We start from the raw sequence: 24864 nt of genomic DNA, 5'->3' as shown, positions 1-24864 counted from the left end.
TTGACCAACCGCACCGTTGAACTGCTCGGTGCAACCTGTTGTCTCAAGCGAGGCGCGTATTCTACCGCAGCCCGTTTCAGTGTCAACCGTTTTTTTCGTTTTCTGTTTCAGCGCGAGGCGCTCAAACAACGTTACGGCAACCACTCAAGAAGTACGATGATGAACCAAAAAACCACTCAATTCAACAGCTTACTACTTGCTCACCGAGGCTGCTCTGAACCGTTTCCGGTGGAGCGTCTCAAGCGAGGAGGCGAATTCTACAGACACCACTGAGGGAGTCAACAGCTGTTTGTAAAAAAGTTTCAGAATGATGAAAACAGGCTTTGCCACTATCCAAAACAACAACAGGCGCAAAGGCGCCTGTTGTTTTCATATACCTGAAGCCATGTGAATTTACAGCAGGTAGAAAAGATGGTGCTTCTTCTTGCCGAGCTTGACCAGGAAGTATTTGCCGAAGCGACTCGCTTCAGCCGAAAACAACTGTTCAGCGGCCATGTTCTGCTCCATTCCGCATACTTGGTCGTTAATAATGACGGCGTTACGCTGCAGGGCATCTTTCACCTGCTTACCGGAACCAGCCAGTCCCGCCTCAGCAAAGAGCGTTGTGAGCGGCATGCCATTGAGATCCTGAGGCACCTGCGTTGAGGGCAGACCATCCTGCTCCAGCTGAGCATAATCTTCTGCACTAAGCTCGGAAACATCACCGGAAAACAGTGCTTCAGTAATACGACAGGCGGCATCAAGCGCTTCCTTGCCATGTACCATTTCGGTCATCTGTTCTGCAAGAATACGCTGCGCCTGGGGGCGTCCCTCACGAGCACGGTCTTCTGCCTCTATCGCTTCAATTTCAGCAACTGACAGGAAGGTGAAGAACTTCATGAAACGGTAGACATCGGCATCGGGCGTTTGCAGCCAGAACTGATAGAACGCATAGGGAGATGTCTTTTTCGCATCCAGCCACACCGCACCGCTTTCGGTTTTGCCAAATTTGGTGCCATCAGACTTAGTAATCAGGGGCAGCGTCAGCGCATGAGTGGCAGCACCATTCACACGCCGTGTCAGTTCTATACCACCAACGATATTCCCCCACTGGTCAGACCCACCAATCTGCAGTGTGCAGCCATACTTCTGATTCAGTTGCTGATAGTCATAGGACTGCAGGATCTGGTACGTGAACTCCGTGAATGACAAACCGGAGCCTTCACGTTCAATACGCTGCTTGACCGACTCTTTGGCAATCATTTTATTGACCGTGAAGTGCTTGCCGATGTCACGCAGGAAGCTGAGTACATCAACACTGGCCGTCCAGTCGTAGTTATTTGCCAATACAGCACCACCTTCACCATCAAAATCAATGAAACGGCTGATCTGGGATTTAAGGCATTCGCTCCATTGCTGTACGATTTCAGCCGAGTTCAGCTGGCGCTCCTGATCCTTGAAGCTTGGGTCTCCAATCAGGCCAGTGGCCCCGCCGACCAGCGCAATGGGGCGATGACCTGCCTGCTGAAATCGCTTGAGCATTAACAGGGGCACCAGGTGACCAAGGTGCAAACTGTCTGCAGTGGGGTCAAAGCCGCAATAAAGCGTCACCGGCCCCTGAGACAGATGCTCGACCAGCTCTTCTTCATTGGTCGTCTGGGCAACCAGACCCCGGGCCTTGAGATCCTCAATCAAACTGTTTGCGTTCATACCGCCTGAATCCCTCTATATGGGTTGAGTGTAAGCCGATGGCGCATTCTAAACGCTCACAGGAATGTGAACAAACTCTATCCATTACCAGCGATCCACTGACGCCCGACAAATATAAAAATGTTGAATTTCCGTTATACTCCGGTGTCAACGTCAGCGAATTTTCAAAATGATATGGGTGTGTTCGTGACCTCTTTTCTCCGTACCTTGCGCCAGCTTCCTCCGATACACATTGCCGCTGCCATGATTTGTATTGCAGTGATCAGCCTGATATTCATTTTGATGCCAACCGAAGAGGCCGAAGCGATTAACAGGCCTATTGCACACCAGCAGCTTCCTGCCACTGCAGCTGCCGACACATCACATCCCGCGGAGCCCGACACGCAAAGCTCTCCACCGACTTCAGCCGCCCCCTCGACAACACTTGCAACTTCCGCCATACCCGAGGCTGTCCCCCTTCCTGCAGAACCTGCAGCCCCGACCGAAAACTGGGTCGAGTATCGTATTCAGGCCGGCGACAACCTGACCACTCTGTTCAAGCGAGCAGGCCTTGGCCCGCGTGAGGTCTATCGAGTATCCAGCGCCGTAAGCGGAAGCGATGCACTCAAGCGGCTGCGTCCCGGTGAACACATTGCCCTTCTTGTCGAGGATGGTCAGCTGGCAAAGCTGCGCCATGTTCGCAGCCGCTTGAGCAGTACACTGCTGGTTCACGCCGAGCAGGGTTATGAAGTGATAGAGGAAGAACGGACTCCCGAGAAGCATACCGCCCACGCGCATGGACAGATCGAAAACTCTCTGTTCCTCGATGCCGCCCGCGCGGGCCTCTCTGATAAGGTCATCATGGAGTTGGCCTCCATTTTTGGCTGGGATGTGGATTTTGCGCTCGACATTCGCCGTGGCGACAGCTTCCAGGTACTGTTTGAGGAAGAATTTCTTGAAGGTGAGAAGATCGGTGACGGCAACATTCTCGCCGCTCGCTTCGTCAACCAGGGACAGAGTTACGAAGCCGTGCGCTATACCGACAGCAAAGGAGAAACCAACTATTTCACCCCCGATGGTCGCAGCATGCGCAAGGCGTTCTTGCGCTCACCCGTAGACTTCCGCCGTATCAGCTCACATTTCAAACCGGAACGTTTTCATCCGGTGCTGGGTAAAAAACGTCCCCATAGAGGGGTTGATTATGCTGCCGCTACCGGCACACCAATCAAGGCTGCCGGTGATGGCAAGGTCATCTGGCGCGGAACCAAGGGCGGTTATGGCCGTACTGTCATCATCCAGCACGGTGGCAACATTACAACGCTTTATGCGCACATGAGCCGCTACCAGAACGGCGTCAATAATGGCAGTCGCGTCAAGCAGGGCCAGGTTATCGGCTATGTTGGCGCATCAGGCCTCGCCACCGGCCCGCACCTGCATTACGAATTTCGCATCAATGGCGCGCATAAAAACCCACTCACTGTCGCCCTGCCGCAGGCAGAATCGGTTCCAGCAAGCGAGATGGGGGCTTTTGCTTCGCAGGCTGGAAGCGTCATGGCAGAACTGAATCAGCGAGTCGACACGCGCCTTGCCATGAATGAGTCCGAACAATGACCCGCTCTGAGTTTTATATCGGGCTGATGTCCGGTACAAGTCTGGACAGCATAGACGCCGTCCTGGTTCGGTTCACGCCCTCCTTCGAACTCTGCTCGCATTACAGCTACCCGATGCACACTGAGCTGCGCCGGCAGATCATGCAGCTGACACAATCCGGCAATGATGAAATAGAGCAACTGGGACGACTGGATATAGCGTTGGGCGAAACTTTTGCCGATGCAGCCTTGTGTTTGCTGCGACAGGCCGGGGTGGCTGCCGATACAATCAAGGCGGTAGGCTCCCATGGCCAGACTGTTCGCCATCGGCCGGATGCCGGCTTCAGCCTGCAGATTGGTGATCCAAACACGATTGCAGAGCGCACCGGTATTACTACCGTAGCGGATTTCCGCCGCCGGGACCTGGCTGCAGGTGGTCAGGGGGCACCACTGGTGCCCGCTTTTCATGAGGCGCTGTTTCGCACTCCGGTTGCTGACCGAGTGGTCGCCAACCTTGGCGGTATGGCCAATATCACCTTACTGCCGGCTGATCCCATGACTCCGGTGCTTGGATATGACACGGGACCGGCCAATGTACTGATGGATGGCTGGATCGAACACAACCGGCTGGGCTGTTACGACAGAGATGGTGCCTGGGCCGCAACGGGCACGGTCGATAGCAAACTGCTGAATATCCTGCTGGCACACCCGTTTTTCCATGCCGCACCACCCAAAAGTACCGGACGCGAAGACTTCAACCCGAATTGGCTCAACACTGTGCTTGCTCAACTCGGCCACGAGCCCGCCCCGGAAGATGTACAGGCGACCCTGCTGGAACTGACGGCCATCTCGCTGTGTGACGCCATACGTAGTCACCCGCTGATGGAGCCCGAGATATATCTGTGTGGCGGCGGCAGCCACAACAGTCGATTGGTGGAACGGATTCGCGCCCGACTGTCAGATTGCCGCATCGACAGCACAACCTTACTTGGGCTTGATCCTGACTGGGTTGAGGCAACCGCTTTTGCATGGTTTGCCATGCGGACCCTTCAATACCAGCCCTCAAACCTGCCAGAAGTGACAGGTGCGAGAGGCCCTCGCATACTCGGTACCATCTGCCCGGCCTGAAGCAGGGAATGCAAAACGCCAGCTCAGCGCTGGCGTTTTGACTGACCGCATCGGTAGCAAGAGATCAAATCGAGAAGGAAGAACCACAGCCACAGGTTGTGGCCGCATTGGGGTTGTTGATTACAAACTGCGAACCCTGCAGGCCTTCCTTGTAATCCACCTCAGCACCAACCAGATACTGGAAGCTCATCGGGTCAACCACCAACAGCACACCGTCACGCTCAACGACCGTATCGTCATCAGCCGTATTTTCGTCGAAGGTAAAACCATAGGAAAAGCCGGCACAGCCACCACCGGTGATATAAACCCGCAACTTGAGATTGTCATTTTGCTCTTCATCGAGCAAACGTCTAACTTTTCGCGCTGCCGCTTCGGTAAACGCAAGCGGAGCATCCTGTGCAGTTTCACTCATAGTCACACCAAACCTTTTCAATGCCGCGCATTTTGACTAAACCAACCAAATTAGTCAAGTATTACGGCATCAGTGCGACCTGTTCGAGACCTGAGCGCTCCGGCAGATCAAACATCAGATTCATGATCTGCACCGCCTGACCGGATGCCCCTTTGACCAGATTGTCGATGACCGATAGCACAACAACGACATCTTCACCCTGCGGTTGATGCACACTGATACGGCACATATTGGAGCCTTTCACACTGCGTGTTTCAGGGTGGCTGCCGGCTGGCATAACGTCCACGAAAGGCTCATTGCGATAGCGCTCCTCAAACAGCGCCTGCAGATCAGGCCCCACTGGGTCTTTCAAGACAGAATACAGGGTTGCATGAATACCACGGATCATCGGCATCAAATGAGGCGAGAAAGTCAGGCCAACAGGACGTTCAGCAATACCGGAGAGGCCCTGACGAATTTCGGGCAGATGGCGATGACCGGGCACGCCGTAGGCCTTGACGCTTTCGCTGGCTTCACACAGCAGAGTGCCAACGTTGGCACCACGTCCGGCACCGCTGGCACCTGACTTGCAGTCCGCGATCAGGCGACGATGATCAACCAGCTTGCTTTCCAGCAGCGGCAGATAGCCCAACTGCACGGCAGTGGGATAACAACCAGCACAGCCGATCAGTTCAGCCCCCTTGATCTGATCACGGTTCAGTTCGGGCAGGCCATACACAGCCTTGGCCACCAGGTCGGGACAGGTGTGCTTGAGGTTGTACCATTTCTCCCACAGCTCGATATCCTTGATGCGGAAGTCAGCACCCAAGTCGATCACACGCACACCGCGCGCGACCAGCTCCGGCGCCATGCTCATGGCGACCCCGTGAGGGGTGGCGAAGAACACCACATCACAGCCCGCCAGCCGATCCACATCCGGAACCGTGAAGGCAATATCATGGTGGCCGCGCAGGTTGGGATACATGTCGGCAACCGGAATGCCTTCCTCGGATCGGGATGTAATGACGTCAACCCGAGCCTGCGGGTGGTTGGCCAGAAGCCGCAACAATTCAACACCGGTATAACCGGTTCCGCCGACGATACCTACCTTGACCACATGCACCTCTCATCAGTATGCGAAAACTGTTAGGGTATAATACTCAGCCGTTCTGCAGATGACCACCGAGCACCCGAGAGCCCATCATGCCACACCGACTGCTGTCACTGGAACACTTCCGCACCCGGCTGGCTCATGTTGATGCCTTGCCCCAGCTGGTGGTGCTTGGGGTATTGTCGGGGCTGGTGGCAGGCGGACTCATAAGCCTGTTCCGAGGTGCTTACAACCTGTTGCAGTACTGGCTGCTTTCCGGCGGAACCGAAAACTTTGAAAGCCTTCCCGAAATCAGTCGCCTGCTGTTTCCCGTGGTCGGCAGCCTGTTGCTGATTCTGCTTTACCTTTCGATCCCCGCCCATGCTCGCAGCGTGGGTATCGTCCACCTGCTGGAGCGCCTCAACAACCATCAGGGTCGCATGCCCGGCGGCAACATGCTGGTCCAGTTGCTGGCCGCACTCATTGCACTGGCCAGTGGCCACTCGGTCGGCCGTGAAGGCCCGGCCGTCCATATGGGGGCCGCCTCCAGCAGCTGGCTTGGCCAACGGCTCAATTTGCCCAACAACACGCTGCGACTGCTGGTCGGCTGTGGCGCCGCGGCCGGCATCTCTGCCGCTTTCAACACGCCTCTGGCAGGTGTCATTTTTGCCATGGAAGTGATTCTGCTTGAGTACACTCTGGTCGGTTTTTTGCCCATTATGGTAGCAGCCGTGGTCGGGGATGTTGTGGTGCGCCTGACTGTAGGCGAAGCCATTGTATTCAATGCCCCGGCCCTGCAGATCCACGGATTGTCCGAGCTGCCGCTGGTGATGTTGCTTGGGCTAATGACCGGGCTTCTCGCCGCCGGTTTTCATTTTCTGCATCGTCACACTTTCCGTATATGCCAGTGGAGCATAGCCACTCGATTTCTGCTCGCCGGCACTCTCACCGGACTGGTGGCGATGCACTGGCCGGAGGTAATGGGCAGTGGCTACGATACCATCGAGGCCCTGTTCCACACCCAGCCTGCGGCCATCTGGCTACTCGGGCTGTTGCTGGCCAAGTGGCTTCTGACTCCAGTGATCATCGCACTGGGCATACCGGCAGGGCTCATTGCACCCTCCCTGTTTATTGGCGCCTCGGCCGGCGCTCTGCTTGGCGCAACAGCCAACAGCCTGGGACTGACGACCGACACAGCCCTGTACGCCATGCTCGGCATGGGTGCGATGATGGCAGCACTGCTCAACGCCCCGCTGGCAGCCCTGCTGGCGATGCTGGAGCTGACCCACAACACCGCGATCATCCTGCCCGGCATGCTGGCTATCGTCATCGCCAACCTCACCACCCGTTACGGTTTCGGCCTGCCTTCGATATTCCACGCATCTCTGCAGGCGCAGGGGATGGATCTGCGCCAGGCGCCATTGACTCAGGTGCTGTCTCGAGCAGCCGTTGGCAGCCTGATGCAACGAAATTTTGCGGAGACCGAGAGTATCATCAGCCTGTCGTCTGCACGTGACCTGCTGACCGCAGCACCTCAGTGGCTGCTGGTGCAAAAGGGCGATAACAGCTTTTTGCTGCCGCCGGCTGACCTGAAAGTTTGGCTTGAAAATGAAGCGGCAGACGCAACCGACCCCGAATTATCGATAAACCTGCTGGAGATACCGGCACAGCGGCGGGATGTAATGCCCCTGCTCTATCGTTCCACGCTGAAGGAAGCGCTTGATCTGATGCTGCAACACCAGCTTGACTACCTGCTTGTCGTAAGCAACCAGGAGTCCCCACTGGGGCTGATCAGCAAAGAACAGATCGAGTCCTACTACAACCACAAGCAGAGCCTCTGATGCCCACATTTTCTCTGTCAGGTCTTTACGGCATTACCGATGCCACCCTCATGCCCGATACCCAGACGATGCTGAACGCCTGTGAAGCCGCCATCGCCGGCGGCATGAAGGTATTACAGTATCGGGACAAGTCAAACAACTCAGCACATCGCCTTGAACAGGCCAGCGCCTTGCGCGCACTGTGCCACACCCATGGCTGTATTTTTCTGATCAACGATGATGTAGAGCTGGCATTATCCTGCAAGGCTGATGGCGTGCATCTGGGCCAGGGTGATGGCAGCCTCACGGAGGCACGACAGCGCCTGGGCAAGACCGCCATCATCGGACAGACCTGCCATGACCGGCTTGAGCTTGCCATCAGGGCCGAAACCGAAGGTGCCAGCTACGTTGCCTTCGGCGCTTTCTTTCCCTCCAGCACCAAACCCGGCGCCAGCCCGGCTCCCCTGTCATTGCTCTCCACGGCACGAGCGCAACTGAGTGTGCCCATGGTGGCGATAGGCGGCCTCAGCGTGGATAATGCGGCACAAGTGATTGCAGCCGGCGCCGACATGACAGCAGTCGTACACGTCCTGTTCGCCGCGCAGGATATTCGCACTCGGGCTGAACAGTTCAGCCGGCTGTTCCGTATTCAGGCACAAGACCATTAAAGGAAGCGACACATGTCCCGTTCAGAATCCCTGTTCAAGGCCGCTCAGACTCACATCCCCGGCGGCGTCAACTCGCCGGTTCGCGCATTCAAGGGCGTTGGTGGCACACCCGTTTTTTTCAAGCGAGGCGAGGGTCCTTTCCTGTATGACGAAGACGACCGCCGCTACATCGACTATGTAGGTTCATGGGGCCCCATGCTGCTCGGGCACTCATTCCCTCCCGTGATTGAAGCGGTGCGCGCTGCACTGGATAACGGCCTCGGGTTTGGTGCCCCCACCGGCATTGAAACCGAAATGGCTGACCTGGTCTGCGAACTGGTGCCTTCCATGGAGATGGTCCGCATGGTCAGCTCCGGTACCGAAGCCACCATGAGTGCCATCCGTTTGGCCCGCGGTTACACCGGTCGAGACAAGATCGTGAAGTTCGAGGGCTGCTACCATGGTCACTCCGACTCTCTGCTGGTCAAGGCCGGCTCCGGCGCATTGACGCTGGGTGAACCCAACTCACCGGGCGTCCCGGCCTCGCTGGCCGAACATACCATCACCCTGACCTATAACGACATCGACAATGTCCGTCAGGCCTTTGCCGAGATCGGTGATCAGGTCGCCTGCATTATTGTCGAGCCGGTTGCCGGCAACATGAACTGCATTCTGCCCAAATCCGGCTTTCTGGAGTGTCTGCGCGAAGTCTGCGACGAACACGGCAGCGTACTGATTTTCGACGAAGTGATGACCGGGTTCCGTGTGGCGCTGGGCGGCGCTCAGGAATATTTCAACATCAAACCGGATCTGACCACACTGGGCAAGATCATCGGTGGTGGCCTGCCGGTCGGTGCCTTCGGTGGCAAGCGCGAGATCATGCAACATATTGCGCCACTGGGCCCGGTGTATCAGGCTGGCACTCTGTCAGGCAATCCACTGGCCATGGCCGCCGGCCTGACCATGCTGAAGTCACTGCGTGAGCCGGGTATCCATGAACAGCTCGCTGCCAAGACCGAATACCTGACTCAGGGACTGGAAGCGATGGCCAAACGGCACGGCATCGCATTCACCACCAGCGCCATCGGCGGCATGTTCGGCCTGTTCTTCACCGAGCAGGAAACGGTCAGCAGCTTTGCTGACGTGATGCGCTGTGATGCCGAGCGCTTCGGCCAGTTCTTCCACGGCATGCTCGATGCGGGTATCTATCTGGCACCTTCTGCGTTTGAAGCGGGCTTTGTTTCCAATGCACACACCGAAGCCGAGCTGGATGCGACCCTGGAAGCGGCTGACAGCGTATTTGCCAAACTGGCGGGATAACACATGGCGGGCGATATTGTACTGTTGGTAGCCGCCCTGTTCAGTGCGGTGCTGATGTTCCGCCAGACGGAAGACACGTCTGAAGAACAGAGTCTGTTGTTGAAAGTGAGCAGCCTGGCGCTGGTGTTTGTAGCCGTTGCCGCACTGGGCCGCCTGACGCTTACCGGCAGCGGACAGGATATTGAAACACTGCAGCGCATGCTGGATAACCTGGCACTGTATGCCGCCTTGCCCCTGCTGGCTACCGTCATGCTGGGACAGGCGATGCAGTGGCACTGGTCCAGAGCGGGCTGGGGAAGATGGCTGCTGGGACTGTTTGCCCTGTTTGAACTGTGCCGACGCATGGAGCTTGGTGAGGCCTACACGCTTGCAATGGGCATTGCCATCAGCCTTGTGCTGCTGGGTTCCGCCCTGCGCCTGCAGGGCATTCATGCACGACTGGCCTCAGCCGGCAGTGGGATGCTGCTGGCTGTTGCCGTGTGCAGTCCGCTTCTGCCGGTGCCCCCGTTGCCAGCCTTTGCGCTCAGCACAGCACTGGCAGCCGCCCTGCCTCTGTTTGCCTTTGCCCTGTTGAGCCAGGTCAAACAGCCGTCGCCTCAATAGGCGGCGGCTCGCTGGTGCGCTTCAGCCGCACCGGCACTGTTACCCCCCTCATTGCGAATTTCGGCCACCAGCGTCCATAAACGGCGCAGGGCGCTGTCTTGCCCGGAGGCGATGCTGATTCCCTTCAAGGCAACCTGCTCTGCCTGCAGGAACTGCCCCTGTCGGCGCTGCACATCCGCCAGCTGGATGTAGACTTCAGGATCGCGCGGGGCGATGCGCAAGGCGCGCTCCAATCGACTCTGGGCCGTACGCAGATCGCCACTGCCGGTATCGCTGCGGGCATTTTCCAGCAAGGCAACGACCGCAGGGCTCTGTGGCTGAAGCTGCAGTGTTTCGGGGACTGCTTGAGTCTGGGAAACAGGCGACGGTGATTCACGCTGAGCGCGAATCACCGTCGCCTCACCCACCGGAATCACCTGCACTTCCGGGGCTTCCTCAACCGGAATCACACTGCCGGGGGGCTCTGCAGCCGGAGCGCGACCGCCCCGATCCTCCACGGGTGCACGATAGGGATTGGGGCTTGCACAGCCGACAAGCAGAGCAGCCAGCGCTGCCATCAAACAGATCTTTTTCATGCTGTCCTTCTTTGATCAGTTAAACCAGTTGCGGAACCAGTCAAGTGAGCGACTTACCGGATTATGCTGACCGCAATCGACGCTTTGCTCTGGTGCCGTGCCCTGCAGGAACGGCAGCTGACGAGAACCCTCACAGCGCTCATCCGAGCGCAGACCTGTTGCCTCATCGATCCAGACATACTCAACGCCGGAAGGGCGAGTTGCGATAAACGGCTCCGGACGCTCACGTCGCATCAGCTCGGTCCAGACCCGCAGAGCACCACTCGATCCAGTGAACGGCAGTGGCGTATTATCATCACGCCCCAGCCAGACCACTGCAAGCCGATCACCCGTAAAGCCTGCAAACCAGCTGTCACGCTGGTCGTTCGAGGTGCCGGTCTTGCCGGCCACGTTCAGATTCGCCGGCAGGGTATTGTAGACGCTGCGCGCCGTACCTTCGCGTGCCACTTCCTGCAGGGCATATTGCATCAGATGCACAACCTCGGGCTTTACCTGCTGTTTCAATGTAAACGGATAACGTGACAACTCTTCACCTTCAGCATCGGTTACCCGGCGTATCACTCGCAAAGGCACCTTGAAACCATTCGCCGCGATGGTCTGATAGATACTGGCCAACTCCAGTGGCGACAGAGCCTGGGCACCCAGCAGCAAAGAGGGAAAAGGCTTGAGCTCGCGTTCGGCCCCGAGGCGCTCCAGCATGTCAATCACGCGCTCCAAACCGACCTCCATTCCCAAGCGAGCGGTGGACTGATTATAGGAAAGCGCCAGTGAACGGTGCAGTGGCACCACCCCGTGACTGCGTCGATCAAAATTCTGCGGCTGCCACAGCGACCCATCGGGCTGCTTCAATTCAAAGGGCTCATCCCGAAGCGGCGTCGCCAATGTATACCCCTGCTCCAGTGCCGCCAGATATACAGCAGGCTTTACCAGTGAGCCGATTGGACGCAGCGCATCCAGCGCGCGATTGAAGCCTTCGTAGCGTGTTTCACGCCCGCCAATCAGTGCCAACACCTCACCGGTCTGCGGATCCGTGACCACCATACTGGCCTCAAGCTCGGCAGCCCTGCTGCCGTAGCGCTGCTCCAACTGTTTAATACTCTGCTCAAGCGCCGCCTCGGCCCGGGTCTGCACCAACGGATCAAGAGTCGTGAAGATGCGCAGCCCTTCCGTTGCCAGATCATCATCGCGGTACTCCTCCCTCAGCTTGCGCTTGACCAGATCAAGATAGGCCGGATACATCCCCTTATGCAGGCTGCGCTGCTGCACCACGCCCAGCGTGCGGTTTCTGGCTTCATCATATTCCGCCCGGCTGATGTGTCGCTGTTCAAACAGCATCTTCAACACCAGATTGCGACGCTCCAGCGCGCGTTCTGGATGGCGACGCGGATCATACCAGGAGGGACCTTTCACCATGCCGACCAGCAGCGCAACCTGGTGCAGCTCCAGTTCAGTGACCGGGCTGGCAAAAAAATACTCACTGGCCAGCCCGAAACCATGAATCGCGCGGCTGCCGGACTGCCCCAGATACACTTCATTCAGGTAGGCTTCAAGAATCTCTTCCTTGGAGTAGTGCAGCTCCAGCAGCACCGCCATCGGCAGCTCCAGCAGCTTGCGGCTCAGGGTCCGATCCGAGGTCAGGTAGAAGTTCTTGATCAGCTGCTGGGTCAGCGTACTGCCGCCCTGGGCAAAACGACCGGCACGGATGTTGACCCACATGGCTCGGGCGATCCCCTTGAGCGAAACGCCGTGGTGTTCATAGAACGCCCGGTCTTCAACCGTGACCAGCGCCTGCGCCAGATAGGACGGTGCCTGTTCCAGCTTGATCAGGTCGCGATCCTCATTGGAGCGAGGGTAAATGCCGCCGATCAGAACCGGCTCCAGCCTCACCAGAGGCAATTGCTGCCCGCTCTGAGCCCGGATGGATTCAAGTCGATCACCGGAGAAACTCAGCAACATGTTATGGGACGGCTCAGCCCCGTCAGGAAAGTTGAAACCTCGACTGTGAATACGTGCCCGACTGCTGGCCCACTCGACGCTTCCCGGCCGACTGGCCTGGCGTTCAAAGCGATAGCCCAGTGCTCTGAGCTCCTGCTTGAGCTCATCCATGGCCAGCTTCTGTCCGGGGTAAAGTTCCAGCGGACGCGCGTATACCTTGGCCGGCAGCGCCCAGCGCTTGCCCTCGAACTTGCTGCGCACCTGAGCATCAAGATAGATCAGACCAACCCCCGCGATGACCGACAGAACGACCCCCAGCTTTAACAGCCAGCGCATCAGTCGCCAAAGACGGGAGGGATGTTTTTGCTGACGCGCAGTGCGTCGTTTTGCAGAGGAGGTTCTCTTTTTAGTCATCGCGTCAGTATAATCTCATGCCATCGCTGACAACAGCAGGAGTCTCATGTTACCCAAACTGATACAGTCACTGAGCGAGCCCGGATTCTATCCTCATCCGACCGGCCCGATCCGGGTGATTGAAACACACATCTCCTGGCTGCTGCTCACAGGCGAGTTCGCCTACAAGATCAAGAAGCCGGTCAATTTCGGCTTTCTCGACTTCACCACGCTTGAGCAGCGACGCCACTGCTGTGAAGAGGAGCTGCGTCTGAACCAGCGCCTGGCACCGGATATCTACATCGATGTGGTTCCGATTGGCGGCTCCTGCACAGAACCCGAGCTGGGAGCCAGCGAAGGGATTATCGAATACGCGGTCAGAATGTATCAGTTCGATCCTGAACTGCGGCTTGACCGCCTGCTGCAGCGACAGCTGTTTGAAAGCCACTGGATCGACCTTCTGGCCGAGCAGATTGCGGAGTTCCACCAGAAAATTCCGATCGTGGCTCAGGACAGCCCCTGGGGTGAGCCTGATACACTGTGGGAGGTCGTGGCTGACAACTTCCGTCATATCCCGCCGGACCATCTCGGCGCCGACGACTGGAGCCTGCTGCAGCGTCTGTCTGCACAGATCGCACAGCAGTTCCGTGCACTGGAAGACAGGCTCAGGCAACGCAAGCGGGGGGGGCATGTACGCGAATGCCATGGCGATCTGCACCTGGCCAACATCAACCTGTTCCATGATCAGTTGCGACTGTTTGACTGCATCGAGTTCAATCTTGAGTTTCGCTGGATCGATACCATCTCCGACCTGGCGTTTCTGTTGATGGATCTGGAAGCCAACCAACAGTTCCGCTGGGCCAACCGCTGCCTTAACCGTTATCTGGAACTCACCGGTGACTATTACGGCCTGCCCCTGCTCAACTTTTACAAGGCCTACCGTTCAATGGTGCGCGCCAAGGTTGCCATGCTGGGGCTTGAACCGGACCTTGATTCCTGCCGCCACTACCTGCAGCTGACAGCTCACTACTGCCGAGAACGCCGCCCCACCGTCTTTCTGATGCATGGCGTCAGCGGCAGCGGCAAAAGCTATCTCAGCGAACGACTGGCCGAAACAGTCGGCGTTATCCGGGTACGCTCTGATGTCGAACGCAAGCGGATCTACCGCGAACTTTGCCTGCAGGGGCACTCGCTGGAACTGTACGGTGCCGAGATGAATACCCGCACCTTCCAGCATCTGTTCGACACAACGTCTCAGGCCCTCAAGGCTGGCTATTCGGTGGTGGTAGATGCGACCTTCATCCGCCAACGCACACGCAACGCCTATGTCGAACTGGCCAATAATCTGGACATTCCGGTCAGAATCATCAGCTGCCACTGTGAGCTGAATCTGATTGAGGCACGCCTGAAACGGCGCCAAGCCGAGGGGCGTGACCCGTCCGATGCGGATGTGACCGTGATGCGCGAGCAGCTCCAGATACAGCAGCCCCTGACCAGTGACGAGCAGCTTATCACCCTGCCGGTTGACACCCGGGATGATGAAGCCATCGAACAGCTGATGGCCCAACTGCGCGCCCAGCGGCTGATCGATGACTGACCCACTCCCGAGGGCATTTTCAGATTGAAAATATGTACACTTGACGACTTGATGCCCGATACACCTCGCGGCTTCGATCTTGACGACGGCACCGCGCTGCTGCTGATCCGCCGCGGCGACCGGGTCATCGCCTGGCGCAACAGCTGTCCCCATCGTGGCATTCGACTGGAATGGCAACCGGATCAGTTCCTCGACTACGAAAAGCAGTTCATCCAGTGCGCCACCCATGGCGCCCTGTTTGGCATTGAAGACGGCATCTGCATCGCCGGCCCCTGCCCCGGCGAACAGCTCGAAGCGCTGTCCGTCGAGGTACGTGACGGCGAGGTCTGGCTCAGGCTCGACTGATCCGCTGACGCAGGCGCTCCAGCGCCAGTTCGATCCGGTCCAGTCCCGTGGTATAGGAGAAGCGGATATACTGCTCAGGCCGGTTATGACCAAAGTCGGCCCCCGGCGTCACCGCGACATGATCCTCCTCCAGCAACGACCAGCAGAAGGCAAAGCTGTCATCGGTCAGGTGCGAAGCGTCGGCATAGACATAAAAAGCGCCCTCCGGCATGCGGGGAATACCAAAACCCAGCTCCCTCAGCCCAGCCACAAGCCGATCACGACGCAGCGCAAACGCCTGCCGGCGCTGTTCCAGTATCTCGATCGTGGCCGGCTCAAACGCGGCCAAAGCGGCATGTTGTGACAGCGTTGCCGGCGAGATGAACAGGTTCTGGGCGATCTTTTCCATCTCGGCCACGGCCTCTTCCGGCGCCACCAGCCAGCCCAGGCGCCAGCCGGTCATGCCGAAATACTTGGAGAAGCTGTTCAGCACCAGCGCATCCGGTGCCACCCCCAACACCGTGTCCGCATCAAAGCCATAGGTGAGACCATGATAGATCTCATCCACGATCAGCGAGCCGCCACACTGGCGTACCTGATCCGCAATGGCACGCAGATGATCAGTGGGCACAACCGACCCGGTCGGGTTTGAGGGGGACGCCAGCAACACCCCGGCCGTATCGTCGGCCCAGTGCTGTGCCACCAGATCCGCATTCAACTGATAGTTCAGCTCCGGTCCCACCGGCACCAACTGCCCACGTGCTTCCAGCAGGCGCAAAAACTGACGATTGCAGGGGTAGCCCGGGTCCGCCAGCATGAAACGGCTGCCAGGCGCTGCCAGCAGCGAGAACGCCAGCAACAGCGCACCCGACGCGCCTGCGGTTACCAGCACCTGATGCGGGCTGATCTCAACACCATAGCGACGCTGATAAAAGCCAGCAATCGCTTCTCGCAGCGGTATGATGCCACCGGCGGGCGTATAGCGCGTGTGGCCTGCATCCATGGCGCGGCGCGCAGCCTGCATGATCGGCTCTGCTGTCGGAAAGTCGGGCTCCCCCGCCTCCATATGCACCACATCCCTGCCCTCGGCATCCAGCTCAGCCGCACGCTTGAGCAGATCCATCACCTTGAACGAATCAATCTCGCGCGCCCGTGCAGTCCAGTCCGATATCATCTTCATCCCCTCCGATCCAGATAAGCGCCCCAGTATATCCGACAACACCCGCTGCAAGCCTGTGTTGTAGCGGGCGAAATCAATCGGGATGGCAAAAAGGCCAAACAGGTCTAGCCTAAAGACTGGGGTTCTGGTACTTTCACCGGCTTTTAAAGCACCATAGTGTTCCCATATCAGGGCGCCAGGCCGGAGCAATCGGGCTTTCCATGGTCTGAGCCCCCAATGACGTGAGGCTGCGCCCATGCCTAAAACAACAGATACCAAGTTCATGCACTTCGAACCCTACCCGCTCAACAACGGCGAGGAGTACATGAACGAAGCGCAGAAAGAGCATTTCCGCAAGATACTGCTTGGCTGGAAACGCGAGCTGATGGAAGAAGTTGACAGCACCATCACTCATCTCAAGGAAGAAGCATCCAACTTTGCTGACCCAAGCGATCGCGCCAGTCAGGAAGAGGAATTCAGCCTTGAACTGCGCACCCGTGACCGCGAGCGCAAGTTGATCCGCAAGATTGACGAAGCGCTTGAGAGCATCGACTCCGATGACTACGGCTACTGCGAGGCCTGCGGTGTCGAGATCGGCATCCGCCGTCTTGAAGCGCGCCCGACAGCCACTCTGTGCATCGACTGCAAGACGCTGGCTGAAATCAAGGAAAAGCAGCTCGGTCGCTGAGTCTGCATTCAGGGGCCTCCGGGCCCCGCTGCCTGCTGACACGAGCACATCTTGAGCTGCATCGGACGCTTTGCCCCCTCACCGACCGGCCCCCTCCATTTCGGCTCTCTGCTTGCCGCACTGGCAAGCTATCTCGATATGCGTTCGCGCAATGGGAAGTGGCTGCTGCGGATAGAAGACCTTGACCCGCCTCGCGAGCAGCCTGGCGCGGCCGGTTCGATTCTGCGCACCCTTGACGCCTTCGGTCTGCACTGGGATGGCCCCGTGGCATACCAAAGCCAACGGCTTGAGTACTATCAGGACGCACTGGAACAGCTACTGCGTCAAGGCGCCGCCTATCGTTGCAATTGCAGTCGCAAGCAGCTCAAGACCAGAGGCGTATCGGGACTATACGATGGCCATTGCCTGCGATACCCACCGCCTGCTTCGGCCAGCTGCGCCATCCGGGTGATTCACCCCGAGTCCGAACAACAGTTCCAGGACCGTATTCAGGGCGTACGACGCTACCAATGGCCGCCAGGGTACGGGGACTTTGTGGTATTCAGACGCGATGGCCTTTTTGCCTACCAGCTGGCCGTGGTGGTGGATGACGCAGCCGCAGGCGTAACTGACATTTTGCGCGGCAGTGACCTGATCGACGAAACACCTCACCAGATCGCGCTGCAAGCCCTGCTTGGCTACCCGATGCCCGCATACGCGCACATACCGGTGATCACCAATCCGGCCGGACAGAAGCTAAGCAAGCAGAACCTGGCTCCCGCGATCGACCCGAGCCAACGCCAACAACTGCTGCTGCGCGCGCTGTCGCTTCTGGGCCAGAAGCCACCCACCGACCTGGCAACGGCCAGTCGGGATGAGTTGCTCTCGTGGGCTGTCACACACTGGAACATCGCTGCAGTTCCCGGCACACTGAGCCTGTGTGAATCCGAGACCTGAATATGTATCTGCATCGTCTACTGCTGCTTCTGTTACTGGCCGCTCTGCTGCTGTTGCCGGGACTGATCGAGCTGTGGCTGTTCCACAGCGGCCACTGGCTGACGCCCTTTCTGATCTGGGCACTGCTGATCCTGCTGGCAGCGACCGCCGAATGGCGTCAGCGTCACCATGAACTTTGATCTCAGCCTGCTGGCACTGCTCGGCTGCGGTTATCTTCTCGCCCTCTTCGGTGCAGCCTGGCTCACCGACAAGGGGATGCTGCCTGAACGCATCACCCGACACCCGCTGGTGCATGTGCTGGCCCTTGGGGTATTTGCCAGCGCCTGGACCTTCTATGGCATCTTTGGCGTTGCGTATCATTCCGGCTATGTCTATTTGATCTCCTATATGGGAGCCTCCATCAGCTTCCTGCTGGCCCCTCTGGTGCTGATTCCATTGCTGAGAATTACCCGGCGACACCAGCTCAGCTCACTGCCCGATCTGTTTGCCTTTCGCTTTCGCAGCGGCCGGGTGGGGACACTGACCACTTTATTGATGCTGTTTATCAGCCTGCCTCTGATCTCGATACAGATTCAGGCACTGGCCGACTCGCTCCCCATGCTGAACGATCGTATCTCCTCCAGCCGGGCGGCAGCCGGCTTCTGCATCATTCTGACCCTCTTTACCCTGCTGTTTGGTGCTCGGCATGCCTCTTTGCGCAGCAGCCACCGCGGACTGGTGTTTGCCATCGCGCTTGAGTCTCTGTTCAAGCTGATTGCACTACTGCTGATTGCGGCCTATGCATTCTGGGCCTTGCTGGGCGGTGTCGATGGACTCGGGGACTGGCTGCAGCGTAACCCTGAGGCGCTGCAGCGACTGCAGCAGCCGCCGGACACCAGCCACTGGCAAATTCTGCTGCTGGCGTTTTTTGCCTGTGCCTTTGTCATGCCGCACATGTTCCATATCGCGTTCACGGAAAACCTGCCGACCGAAAGCCTGTATCGCGCCAGCTGGGGCATCCCCCTCTTTCTGCTGCTGCTGGCCATTTCCGTGCCCCCCATCCTCTGGGCCGGCATGAAGTACGATGCAGTCACAAACCCCGAGTATCTGCTGCTGCAATTGGGGCAGAACCTGCAATTGCCGTGGTTCAGTCTGCTGGCCTTCATCGGTGGGCTCTCGGCGGCCAGTGGCATCATCATAGTGGCCACCGTGGCGCTGGCATCGATGCTGCAGAACCATGTCGTACTGCCCCTGGTACGGGTACCGGACAATGTCCGCTTCTACGCCTGGTTGCTGTGGCTGCGACGACTGATCATCATGGCGGTAATGCTGGGCAGCTATCTGTTTTTCCGCCATATCGGTCAGCAGTTTTCACTGAACCAGCTTGGGCTGCTGGCATTTATCGCTTTTCTTCAGTTTCTGCCGGGAGTACTCGCAACCCTGTACTGGCCCAACGCCAGCCGCACCGGTTTTCTTCTCGGCCTGACAGGGGGGATAGGCCTCTGGGCACTGGGCATGCTGCTGCCGATGATGCTGGATGGCGCTCCGCTGGATGCCGGAGCCCTGAGTCAGTGGTATAAGGTCGCCCTGCTTTCGGTAATGCTCAACACGGCTTTGCTGATACTGGGCTCACTGCTTTTCCCCGGCCGCGAGGGCGAGAGACAGGCCGCCGAAGCCTGTGCGCTCAACGTCATGCCTCGTCCTCTGGGTTTAGGCCTGGCTGCCGCCAGTGAAGCGGAGTTTGTTGCCCGCCTGACACCCAGGCTGGGGGAACAGCCTGCACAGCGGGAAGTCCAGCGTGCCATGCGCACACTGCAGCTGAGCCCGGGACAGCTGAGACCGCTGGACAGCCTGCGTCTGCGAACCCAGCTGGAGCAGAATCTTTCCGCTCTGCTGGGACCGGTGGAGGCAACAGCGCTGTTGCAACCGCTGGAGACCGATCGCAGTGCCGGCTTCAAGGCCCGTGAGGTACATTTGCTGGAACAGCAACTGGAAACCTATGACCAGCGCCTGTCCGGCCTGGCAGCCGAACTTGACCAGCTCAGACGCTATCATCGTGCCACTCTGCAGCGCCTGCCTATCGGGGTCTGCACCCTCGATGCAGACCAGCGCATCCTGTTCTGGAATGCCGAGCTGGAGCAGTACACCGGGCTGAGTGCCGAACAGGCGCTCGGCAATCCGCTGGCACAACTGCCCCTGCCCTGGAGCCGCCTGCTGCAGGAGTTTGCAGACAACAACACCCTGCATCAGGAAGCTCAAATGATTGAACTGCAGGGCGAGCAGCGCTGGTTCAGCCTGCACAAGGCACGCCTGGACGACACGCCTGCGCAAGGCAAGGTCCTGTTGATTGAAGAGGAAACCGAGCACCTGATGATGGCCCGCAAGTTGGCCCACAGCGAACGTCTGGCATCCATCGGCCGCTTCGCTGCCGGCGTTGCTCATGAGATCGGAAACCCGGTGACCGGTATCGCCTGCCTGGCCCAGAACCTGAAACTGGAGACAGAGCTGCCGGAGGTGCTGGAAACCGGCGATCAGATTGTTGATCAGACCCGCCGCATCAACCGTATCGTTCAATCACTGGTGCGTTTTGCCCACACAGGTCGTCAGGAAGGCCCGGAGCATTTCGAGCCGCTGGATTTGCGCAACTGCATTGATGAAGCGATCCATCTGGTTACCCTCGACAGCCACAGCCGACAGCAACATTTTGTCAATCAGGTTGACCCGTCCCTGCAGATCCGTGGCGACCTGCAACTGCTGCTGCAGGTATTCGTCAACCTGCTCAACAACGCCAGTGATGCCTCACCGCCGCAGGGGCTGGTCGAAATTGAAGCACAGGCGAGCGAGACCAGTATCTGCATTCGTATTACCGATGAGGGCACCGGCATCGCCCCGGAACACCTGAACCGTCTTTTCGAGCCCTTTTTCACCACCAAGGACCCTGGACGCGGAACCGGTCTGGGTCTGCCTTTGGTCTACAACATCATTGTGCAGCACTATGGTAATATCGAGATTCTTAGCCCGGCCAACAAAAACCAGAACAAAGGCACTCAGGTCGTAATCACCTTACCCCGGCTGAACGAGGAAAATGCCCTTGCGTCGCCGGCTGCTCATGGAGAAGGTTTGTCCGGATGAGTCGAATTCTGATTGTCGAGGATGAAAGTATCATCCGCTCAGCGCTCAGGCGCCTGCTGGAAAAAAACGGATATGAAGTCAGTGACGCCGGCTCGGTGGCCGAAGCCTGTGGCGACTTCAGTCTGGAAAGCTTTGACCTGATCATCACCGATTTGAGATTGCCCGGTGCGCCGGGTACCGACCTCATCGGACTGGCCGGATCGGTGCCGGTATTGATCATGACCAGCTATGCCAGCCTGCGCTCTGCTGTGGATGCCATGAAGCTTGGCGCCGTGGACTATATTGCCAAACCGTTCGATCACGACGAAATGCTGAAAACCGTAGCGGCCACACTGTCACAGCCCCGCACTGCATCAGACAGCGAAGTCAGCGGCAGCACCAGCGGTAAGGCGCCCGAACAGACGCGCATTATCGGTTCCTGCAAGTCGATGCAGGAACTCTACCGCCGCATCAGCAAGGTCGCACGCACCGATGCCACCGTATTGATCCTTGGCGAGTCCGGTACCGGCAAGGAGCTGGCCGCCCGCGCCATTCACGAACAGAGCAACAGGGCCAACCGACCCATGGTGTGCGTCAACTGCGCCGCCATACCGGAGACGCTGATCGAGTCCGAACTGTTCGGGCATGAGAAAGGCGCCTTCACCGGTGCAACCAGCGGCCGCAGTGGCCTGATTGAAGCCGCCGATGGCGGCACCCTGTTTCTGGACGAGATCGGTGAACTGCCCCTGGAAGCCCAGGCCCGCCTGCTGCGCTTCCTGCAGGAGGGTGAAATTCGCCGAGTTGGGGCGGTGCAACCGCTCAAGGTGGATGTACGTCTGATCGCTGCTACCCATCGCGATCTCAAGACCCGCGCCCGCTCCGGCCAGTTCCGTGAAGATCTGTATTATCGCCTGTACGTGATGGAGCTGCGCATGCCCCCCCTGCGGGCACGAGAGGACGACATTCTGGAGCTGGCCGAAGCCTTCCTGTCCAAGCAGGCCGAAAAGATGGGATGTGAGTCTCTCAACTTCAGCCCCGAAGCACTGGAGCTTCTGCGCAGCTATCACTGGCCCGGCAATGTGCGCGAGCTGGAGAATGCGATTGAGCGCGCCGTCATTCTGGCCGATGGTCGGCAGATCACTCCTGATCTGCTGGGCCTTGAGCTGGAACAGCAGAGCCTGGCCGACATCGAAAGCCAGTATGCCCAGCGGCACAGGCCTACACCGAGCCTTGACAGTGAAGCCACCACCCATGCCCGCACCGACCTGTCCCTGGACGACTACTTCCAGCGCTTCGTCCTTGAAAACCAGGACCAGATGAGTGAAACCGAACTGGCTAAAACGCTCGGAATCAGCCGCAAAAGCCTGTGGGAGCGACGCCAGAAACTGGGTATCCCCCGCAAACCCAAGGGGTAACAATCGGTAACACTCAAAAGTGTTACCTTACTACCCATCGTCGCCCACAAACCGTGACATTCGGTAACACTCTGTTGCCAGAAACGAGAGAATAATCAGGACCAATATAGCCTTAATCATATAAAACAAAGGGTTATGATTTTTGGCACGCGTCCTGCTTTATTACTGACAGAACAACAACAACGTACACGCTGAAGCAGCGCCGGTAATAAAAATAAAAATGGCCCTGTGGATGAGTGACCTGCCTCGAATAAAAATAAAAATGAGGCTTAGTCGGTCGATAGAGTGGCACTGCAGCGCTCCCCAATCAGTGCTCTTAGGAAGAACAACAACAAGCTAAGCTTCATGGTGTCACTTTACGACCGACACCCCCCACCCTCCTGATTCACGCATCACGCTTTGCCACACCACGCAACCATGCCCGCTCCGAGCCTTATACTAAGCTTTCGCAGGTGTTATGATGCCCCATCCGTGATCAGCCATTACAGGGACCCCCAGTAACCGATGTCTAATACTCTGCTCATCATTCTGCTCGCACTCGCTGCAGCAGCCCTGATCGCCCTTGTCATGTTCAGTCGTCGCCGCACCGTCAATCCCGCAGCCACACCTCCCCAGGAAAGCTCGCCACCGGCGACAGCTGCCGAGCAGCCACTTCCGCTGGGACAGCGTCGCATCGTCAATGAGTCCGAGCACCAGATTCCTCGCCGCCACCTGGACGACAATGCGATGAAGGTTGTCTATCGACTGCAGGATGCCGGCTTCGAGGGCTACCTTGTCGGCGGCTGCATACGTGACCTGCTGCTGGGACACACCCCCAAAGACTTTGACATCGCCACCTCAGCTCACCCCGAAGAGGCCGAAGAGCTGTTTCGACGTGGTCGCCTGATTGGGCGCCGCTTCAAGCTGCTGCATGTCCGCTTCGGTCGCGAAGTGATCGAGGTCGCCACCTTCAGAGCATCGCACGATCAGGAAGAAACGACCCAGGACCAGGCCCGTACGGCCGCCACCGGCATGATCCTGCGCGACAATGTCTACGGCACCATCGAAGAAGATGCCCTGCGCCGCGATTTCACCATCAACGCGCTTTACTACGATGTGCGTGACCATACCGTACTCGATTTTGCCAATGGCTATCCTGACCTCAAACAGCGCCAGCTGCGCATGATCGGTGATGCACGCGAACGCTACCGTGAAGACCCGGTGCGCATGCTCAGGGCTGCACGCTTTGCGGCCAAACTCGGCTTTGAAGTGGAACCCGGTACCGCAGCTCCGATTCGAGAACTGGCAGCGCTGCTTGGCAATGTATCCCCCGCACGCCTGTTTGATGAAGTGCTCAAACTGCTGCAGAGCGGACACGGTGAAGCGTCCTACCGACAGCTGCAACGCTTCGGTCTGTTTGCCTTCCTTTTCCCGCAAACTGATGCGGCGCTGGAACATGACGAGTATCCGGTGGAAACCCTGCTGATCAACGCCCTGTGCAACACGGATCGACGTCTGTCTCAGGGCAAGAGCGTCACCCCTGCCTTTCTGTTTGCGGCCTTGCTCTGGTATCCGTTGCAGCTGAGAATCAAACAGCTGGAGCAGAGCTCAGATCTGCCACCGATCCCGCTGCTGCATGAGGCCGCCAATCAGGTTCTGGCCGAGCAGGTCCGCTCAACTGCCATTCCGCGCCGATTCTCCACTCCGGTGCGTGAAATCTGGGAACTGCAGCTTCGCCTGCCGCGTCGACAGGGCAAGAAAGCCGATCAGCTGATGGAGCATCCGCGTTTCAGAGCTGCATACGATCTTCTGGTACTGCGTGAGAACAGTGGTGAGCCGCTGCAGGGCCTGAGCCAGTGGTGGACCGACTACCAGTCCTCCAATCCGGTTACACGACGCGACATGGTCCCCGCGGATCAGGATGACAAGCCGCGCCGCAAACGTCGTCGTCGCCCACGCAACCGTCCGGCGCAGGACAGCCGCCCCAGCGATGAGTAAGGCTCAGTTACGCGCCTGGATTGGTCTGGGCAGCAACCTTGAGGACCCGCTGCTGCAGGTCAGCACCGCGCTGCAAGAGCTGAAGCAACTGCCTGACACCACTCTGGTTGCACACTCGTCGCTCTACCGTTCCGATCCCGTCGGACCTCCCGGCCAGCCCGATTACATCAACGCGGTTGCTGCACTGGATACCCGTCTGGAGCCGGAAGCCCTGCTCGATGCGCTGCAGGCGATCGAGCAGGTACACCAGCGCGTGCGCAAGATCCACTGGGGGCCCCGCACCCTGGACCTGGACCTGCTGCTGTATGGCGATCAGGTGATATCGACGCCGCGCCTGACCGTTCCCCATGCCTGCATGACCGAGCGCAATTTTGTCCTCTGGCCATTGGCGGAACTGGCGCCGGAGCTGATCCTGCCCGATGGCCGCCCGCTGAATACGCTTCTTCAGCACTGCCCTCTGGGCACGCTGGAAAAGATATCGTTATAATCGCGCACAAGCTCAGACAATGATGAAGAGAT

The 24864-nt window shown here is 58.3% G+C and carries 22 protein-coding genes; 16 read left to right on the top strand and 6 right to left on the bottom strand.

Going from position 1 to position 24864, the window contains the following annotated elements; translation table 11 throughout:
- On the top strand, positions 1–273 hold a 273-nt coding region (locus ABIE60_RS06590; protein WP_354468637.1), incomplete at its 5' end, for a hypothetical protein.
- Between the two features lie 120 nt (positions 274–393).
- On the opposite strand, the gene tyrS is transcribed toward ABIE60_RS06590, so the two are convergent.
- Positions 394–1689 (bottom strand): tyrosine--tRNA ligase, encoded by a 1296-nt coding sequence (tyrS, locus tag ABIE60_RS06585; protein ID WP_354468636.1) that lies wholly within the window; start codon positions 1687–1689, stop codon positions 394–396.
- A 186-nt stretch (positions 1690–1875) separates the two neighbouring features.
- Between tyrS and ABIE60_RS06580 the strand changes: the two genes are divergently transcribed.
- Together ABIE60_RS06580 and ABIE60_RS06575 are read left to right on the top strand one after the other, a co-directional pair.
- On the top strand, positions 1876–3279 hold the full coding sequence (locus ABIE60_RS06580) for an OapA family protein (protein WP_354468635.1): 1404 nt from the start codon (positions 1876–1878) through the stop codon (positions 3277–3279).
- On the top strand, positions 3276–4385 hold the full coding sequence (locus ABIE60_RS06575; RefSeq protein WP_354468634.1) for an anhydro-N-acetylmuramic acid kinase: 1110 nt from the start codon (positions 3276–3278) through the stop codon (positions 4383–4385). The genes ABIE60_RS06580 and ABIE60_RS06575 overlap by 4 nt, the downstream gene beginning before the upstream one ends.
- Before the next feature lie 64 nt (positions 4386–4449).
- Here the strand turns inward: ABIE60_RS06575 and erpA are convergent, their stop codons facing one another.
- A complete protein-coding gene (gene erpA, locus ABIE60_RS06570) occupies positions 4450–4797 on the bottom strand; it encodes an iron-sulfur cluster insertion protein ErpA (protein ID WP_354468633.1) in 348 nt (115 codons plus the stop codon).
- A 61-nt stretch (positions 4798–4858) separates the two neighbouring features.
- Entirely contained in the window at positions 4859–5893 is a 1035-nt protein-coding gene (argC, locus tag ABIE60_RS06565; RefSeq protein ID WP_354468649.1) for an N-acetyl-gamma-glutamyl-phosphate reductase, read from the bottom strand.
- A gap of 86 nt (positions 5894–5979) precedes the next feature.
- Here argC and ABIE60_RS06560 point away from each other — a divergent pair, with 86 nt between their 5' ends.
- Genes ABIE60_RS06560 through ABIE60_RS06545 form a run of 4 tightly spaced genes read left to right on the top strand, consistent with a single transcriptional unit; the run spans position 5980 to position 10256 of the window.
- On the top strand, positions 5980–7707 hold the full coding sequence (locus ABIE60_RS06560) for a chloride channel protein (protein WP_354468632.1): 1728 nt from the start codon (positions 5980–5982) through the stop codon (positions 7705–7707).
- The gene (gene thiE, locus ABIE60_RS06555) at positions 7707–8354 is read left to right on the top strand and encodes a thiamine phosphate synthase (protein WP_354468631.1); all 648 of its coding nucleotides are present in this window, start codon (positions 7707–7709) and stop codon (positions 8352–8354) included. The genes ABIE60_RS06560 and thiE overlap by 1 nt, the downstream gene beginning before the upstream one ends.
- Positions 8355–8366: 12 nt before the next feature.
- The gene (gene hemL, locus ABIE60_RS06550; protein WP_354468630.1) at positions 8367–9653 is read left to right on the top strand and encodes a glutamate-1-semialdehyde 2,1-aminomutase; all 1287 of its coding nucleotides are present in this window, start codon (positions 8367–8369) and stop codon (positions 9651–9653) included.
- Positions 9654–9656: 3 nt separating this feature from the next.
- Positions 9657–10256: a hypothetical protein gene (locus ABIE60_RS06545; protein WP_354468629.1), complete on the top strand. Its 600-nt coding sequence runs from the start codon at positions 9657–9659 to the stop codon at positions 10254–10256.
- Here the strand turns inward: ABIE60_RS06545 and ABIE60_RS06540 are convergent.
- Together ABIE60_RS06540 and mrcB are read right to left on the bottom strand one after the other, a co-directional pair.
- Positions 10250–10831: a tetratricopeptide repeat protein gene (locus tag ABIE60_RS06540; protein ID WP_354468628.1), complete on the bottom strand. Its 582-nt coding sequence runs from the start codon at positions 10829–10831 to the stop codon at positions 10250–10252. The two genes, ABIE60_RS06545 and ABIE60_RS06540, sit on opposite strands and share 7 nt — an antisense overlap.
- 15 nt (positions 10832–10846) lie before the next feature.
- Positions 10847–13180 (bottom strand): penicillin-binding protein 1B, encoded by a 2334-nt coding sequence (gene mrcB, locus ABIE60_RS06535; RefSeq protein ID WP_354468627.1) that lies wholly within the window; start codon positions 13178–13180, stop codon positions 10847–10849.
- A 46-nt stretch (positions 13181–13226) separates the two neighbouring features.
- Between mrcB and ABIE60_RS06530 the strand changes: the two genes are divergently transcribed.
- Entirely contained in the window at positions 13227–14756 is a 1530-nt protein-coding gene (locus ABIE60_RS06530) for a bifunctional aminoglycoside phosphotransferase/ATP-binding protein (protein ID WP_354468626.1), read from the top strand.
- Positions 14757–14780: 24 nt separating this feature from the next.
- Positions 14781–15101, top strand: coding sequence for a Rieske (2Fe-2S) protein (locus ABIE60_RS06525; RefSeq protein WP_354468625.1), 321 nt, complete (start codon positions 14781–14783; stop codon positions 15099–15101).
- Here ABIE60_RS06525 and ABIE60_RS06520 read toward each other — a convergent pair.
- A complete protein-coding gene (locus ABIE60_RS06520) occupies positions 15088–16254 on the bottom strand; it encodes a pyridoxal phosphate-dependent aminotransferase (protein ID WP_354468648.1) in 1167 nt (388 codons plus the stop codon). The two genes, ABIE60_RS06525 and ABIE60_RS06520, sit on opposite strands and share 14 nt — an antisense overlap.
- Positions 16255–16495: 241 nt before the next feature.
- Between ABIE60_RS06520 and dksA the strand changes: the two genes are divergently transcribed.
- From dksA to folK, 7 genes are all read left to right on the top strand, one after another.
- Positions 16496–16927 carry an RNA polymerase-binding protein DksA gene (gene dksA, locus ABIE60_RS06515; RefSeq protein ID WP_354468624.1) on the top strand — a complete coding sequence of 144 codons (432 nt, stop codon included), beginning with the start codon at positions 16496–16498 and terminating at the stop codon, positions 16925–16927.
- Positions 16928–16978: 51 nt separating this feature from the next.
- A complete protein-coding gene (gene gluQRS / locus ABIE60_RS06510) occupies positions 16979–17863 on the top strand; it encodes a tRNA glutamyl-Q(34) synthetase GluQRS (RefSeq protein WP_354468623.1) in 885 nt (294 codons plus the stop codon).
- Positions 17864–17865: 2 nt separating this feature from the next.
- Positions 17866–18042: a hypothetical protein gene (locus tag ABIE60_RS06505; RefSeq protein ID WP_354468622.1), complete on the top strand. Its 177-nt coding sequence runs from the start codon at positions 17866–17868 to the stop codon at positions 18040–18042.
- Positions 18032–20974, top strand: coding sequence for a sensor histidine kinase (locus ABIE60_RS06500; RefSeq protein ID WP_354468621.1), 2943 nt, complete (start codon positions 18032–18034; stop codon positions 20972–20974). Before ABIE60_RS06505 ends, ABIE60_RS06500 begins: the two co-directional genes overlap by 11 nt.
- Positions 20971–22368, top strand: a complete 1398-nt coding sequence (locus ABIE60_RS06495; RefSeq protein ID WP_354468620.1) for a sigma-54-dependent transcriptional regulator — start codon at positions 20971–20973, stop codon at positions 22366–22368. The genes ABIE60_RS06500 and ABIE60_RS06495 overlap by 4 nt, the downstream gene beginning before the upstream one ends.
- A gap of 504 nt (positions 22369–22872) precedes the next feature.
- On the top strand, positions 22873–24345 hold the full coding sequence (gene pcnB / locus ABIE60_RS06490; protein WP_354468619.1) for a polynucleotide adenylyltransferase PcnB: 1473 nt from the start codon (positions 22873–22875) through the stop codon (positions 24343–24345).
- Positions 24338–24832: a 2-amino-4-hydroxy-6-hydroxymethyldihydropteridine diphosphokinase gene (gene folK, locus ABIE60_RS06485; RefSeq protein WP_354468618.1), complete on the top strand. Its 495-nt coding sequence runs from the start codon at positions 24338–24340 to the stop codon at positions 24830–24832. Before pcnB ends, folK begins: the two co-directional genes overlap by 8 nt.
- Positions 24833–24864: the final 32 nt, after the last annotated feature.

Origin of the sequence: Marinobacterium sp. MBR-109 (assembly GCF_040547565.1) — a bacterium.
In the GTDB taxonomy this organism is placed as follows: Bacteria; Pseudomonadota; Gammaproteobacteria; order Pseudomonadales; family Balneatricaceae; genus Marinobacterium.
The sequence above is the reverse complement of the archived record's forward strand: the minus strand, read 5'-3'. Positions and strand labels throughout refer to the sequence as shown.